General features: G+C 68.4%; 2 protein-coding genes and 2 riboswitches. Both genes read left to right on the top strand.

The annotated features are described in order from the left end of the window. Nucleotides 1-75 precede the first annotated feature (75 nt). Entirely contained in the window at nt 76-615 is a 540-nt protein-coding gene (locus V6M45_RS02230; RefSeq protein ID WP_332653711.1) for a TetR/AcrR family transcriptional regulator, read from the top strand. Between the two features lie 118 nt (nt 616-733). Next, nucleotides 734-832: riboswitch (glycine riboswitch) on the top strand. Nucleotide 833: 1 nt separating this feature from the next. After that, nucleotides 834-950, top strand: a riboswitch (glycine riboswitch). 51 nt (nt 951-1,001) lie between these two features. After that, a partial coding sequence (gene gcvP / locus V6M45_RS02225) for an aminomethyl-transferring glycine dehydrogenase (RefSeq protein ID WP_332653709.1) occupies nt 1,002-3,830 on the top strand: 2,829 nt, incomplete at its 3' end.

Raw genomic sequence — 3,830 nt, 5'->3', positions numbered from 1 at the left:
ACTGTACCGTCTGGACGGTATAGTTAAGAAAATGCCCGTTAAGACCCGCCCCCGCCGCGGGGCATGATTGGAACCATGGCCAGAAAACCCGTCGCTCGCGAAGCCGTCCTTGACGCCTTCGAATCCCTGCTGATCGGAGAGGGTGAACGTGCCGCGACGCTGGATGCCGTCGCCCGGCTCGCCGGCGTCTCCAAGGGCGGGCTGCTCTACCACTTCCCCAACAAGGAGGCGATGATTTCCGTCCTGCTGGAACGGCTGGACCGGCTGCTCACCGAGGACCTCGCAGCCATGGCCGCCGCGCCGGAAGGCGCCGCGGCGTTCTTCATCAAGTCCTCGGTCTGGGCGGACACGCCGCTGGACCGGGTCTTCGTGGCCGCCACCCGCTTGGCTGAAGTGGCCCACCAGGAAACCCTGCGCCGGATCGCCGCGGTCCAGGCGAGCTGGCTGGAACTGCTGGCGGCCGACGTCGGCCCCGCCATGGCCAAACCGGTCCTCTACATGGGGGACGGGCTGTACTTCAACGCCATGCTGGCACGCGGCCCGGGCGGTCCGCTCCCGGAGGTCGGCCCCGACGTCGAAAGCCTGCTCACTGCCCTCGAGCGGCTCCGCCGGTAAGCCGGCTGAACCCGCGACGCTCCCGACGGCGGTACCGGCGCGTCACTAGTTTGCGGACGCGGGCCGGGCGTAGGACAATAGGGGCTGTGACTGTTGTCACGCAAATTTAATATGCCTTTGATCTGCGGCGGGAGAGTTCTGCAAGTAGGTACAAGCAGGCGCCGTAGGAGCAAACCCTCCCCAGGAATCTCTCAGGCCCACGTACCGCCGCGGCAAGGCAACTCTGGAAAGTAGCAGGCTGTCTTTTGACATGCTGTGCTCACCGACGGTGCAAGCGGAGCCATGCGAGAGCACGGCTGCGCGGAAACTCTCAGGTCCAATACAGAGCGGGGAGGAACCCGAATCAATGTGGCGTACCCTGCGCCGCCTTAGTTATGGAGTTCCTTGTGACTGTTACCTCAGCCTCCACGTCCTTCGTTGACCGGCACATCGGCGCCCGCCGCCAGGCCGACGTCGACGCCATGCTGAAGGCTGTCGGCTACGACACCGTCGATGCGCTCGTAGACACGGCCGTCCCGAAGGTCATCCGGCAGGACTCCGCACTGGCCCTCGGCCAGGCGCTCAGCGAAGTCGAGGTCCTCGCCGAGCTGCGCAAGCTCGCCGCGAAGAACAAAACCGCCGTCCAGATGATCGGGCAGGGCTACTACGACACCCTCACCCCGCCCGTCATCCGCCGCAACATCCTCGAAGCCCCGGCCTGGTACACGGCCTACACCCCGTACCAGCCGGAAATCTCCCAGGGCCGGCTCGAGGCGCTGCTGAACTTCCAGACGATGGTCCAGGACCTCGTGGGCCTGCCCATTGCCAACGCCTCGCTGCTGGACGAAGCCACCGCCGTCGCCGAGGCCGTGCTGATGATGCGCCGGGCCAACAAGAACAAGACGGCGCACGACGGCAAGACCGTCCTCGACGCCGACTGCCTGCCGCAGACCATCGCGATCGTCAGGGGCCGCGCCGAGGCGCTCGGCTTCGAGGTCGAGGTCGCCGATCTCTCCAAGGGACTGCCCGAGGGCGTCATCAACGGCGTTGTCCTGCAGCAGCCCGGCGCCTCCGGCCGCGTGTTTGACCACACCGCCGTGATCGCCGACGCCAAGGAACGCGGCGCCCTCGTCACGGTCGCCGCGGACCTCCTGTCCCTGACCCTCATCACCCCTCCCGGTGAGCAGGGCGCCGACATCGCCGTCGGCTCCGCGCAGCGTTTCGGCGTCCCGCTGTTCTTCGGCGGCCCGCACGCCGCCTACATGGCGGTCCAGAAGGGCCTCGAGCGGTCCATGCCCGGCCGTCTCGTCGGCGTCTCCAAGGACAACGCCGGCGTCCCGGCCTACCGCCTGGCCCTCCAGACCCGCGAGCAGCACATCCGCCGCGAGAAGGCCACCTCCAACATCTGCACCGCGCAGGCCCTGCTGGCGATCGTGTCCTCCTTCTACGCCGTTTACCACGGCCCGGACGGCCTGAAGGCCATCGCCGAGACCACCCACGGCCACGCCAGGACCATCGCCGCCTCGCTGAAGGCCGCCGGCCTGGACGTGCTGCACACCAGTTTCTTCGACACCGTGACCGTCTCGGTCCCCGGCAAAGCCGCGCAGATCATCGCCGCCGCCGAGGCCAAGGGCATCAACCTGCGCGGCATCGACGCGGACACCGTCGGCATCTCCGCCGATGAGGCGACGACGGCGGCCATCGTCGCCGACGTCGTCGCAGCCTTCGGCGCCGCTGTGGTCGAATCCGCAGATGCCTTCGCACTGGATGCCGCCGTCGAGCGCACTTCGGACTACCTGCAGCACCCGGTCTTCAACACGCACCGCTCCGAGACCCAGCTGCTGCGCTACATCCGCCGCCTCTCGGACCGCGACCTGGCCCTGGACCGCACCATGATCCCGCTGGGTTCGTGCACCATGAAGCTGAACGCCACGGCCGAAATGGAAGCCATCTCCTGGCCGGAGTTCGCCTCCATCCACCCCTTCGCCCCGGAATCCCAGACCGCCGGCTGGCGCGAACTGATTGAGGACCTCGAGTCCCAGCTGACCGAGATCACCGGCTACGACCAGGTCTCCATCCAGCCCAACGCCGGGTCGCAGGGCGAGCTCGCCGGCCTGCTGGCCATCCGCGGCTACCACCGCTCCCGCGGTGATGCCCAGCGCAATGTCTGCCTGATCCCGGCCTCCGCGCACGGCACCAACGCCGCCTCGGCGGTGCTGGCCGGGATGAAGGTTGTCGTTGTGGCCACCGCCGCCAACGGCACGATCGACCACGCCGACCTGCAGGCCAAGATCGAGATGCACAAGGACGCGCTGTCCGCGATCATGATCACCTACCCCTCCACCCACGGGGTGTTCGACGCCGACGTCCGCGAGGTCTGCGACGCCATCCACGCCGCCGGCGGCCAGGTCTACATCGACGGCGCCAACCTCAACGCCCTCGTCGGGCTGGCCCAGCCGGGCCTGTTCGGCGGCGACGTCTCGCACCTGAACCTGCACAAGACCTTCTGCATCCCGCACGGCGGCGGCGGCCCCGGCGTCGGCCCGGTCGCGGCCAAGGCCCACCTGGCGCCGTTCATGCCGGGGAACGCCGCCGATCCGGCCAACGGCGAAAGCGGGACCCCGATCTCCGCATCGCGCTACGGCTCGGCCGGCGTGCTGCCGATCTCCTGGGCCTACGTGAAGCTGATGGGCGGCCAGGGCCTGACCGAGGCCACCAAGTCGGCCCTGCTCGCCGCCAACTACATCGCGGCCCGCCTGAACGACTTCTTCCCGGTGCTCTACACCGGCGAAGGCGGACTCGTGGCCCACGAGTGCATCCTGGACCTGCGCGAACTCACGGCCAAGACCGGCGTGACCGCCGAGGACGTCGCCAAGCGCCTGATCGACTACGGCTTCCACGCCCCCACCCTGGCGTTCCCGGTGGCCGGCACCCTGATGGTCGAGCCCACCGAGTCCGAGGACATCGGCGAGATCGACCGCTTCATCACGGCCATGATCTCCATCCGCGCCGAGATCGACCAGGTGGCGCACGGCGACTTCACCGTCGAGCACAGCCCGCTGCGCAACTCCCCGCACACCGCCGCAGCCGTCATCAGCAGCGACTGGGCCCGCGAGTACCCGCGTGAGCAGGCCGTTTTTCCGGTCCACACGCTCAAGCAGGACAAGTACTTCCCGCCGGTCGGCCGGATCGACGGCGCCGCCGGGGACCGCAACCTGATCTGTTCCTGCCCACCC

It is taken from the genome of Brevundimonas sp. (assembly GCF_036676055.1).
GTDB lineage: Bacteria > Pseudomonadota > Alphaproteobacteria > Caulobacterales > Caulobacteraceae > Brevundimonas.
This window is presented reverse-complemented; position numbering and strand designations above follow the sequence as displayed.

Coding starts and splice junctions, on each gene's coding strand:
- V6M45_RS02230 (WP_332653711.1), top strand. CDS start 76: ATGGCCAGAAAACCCGTCGCTCGCGAAGCCGTCCTTGACGCCTTCGAA.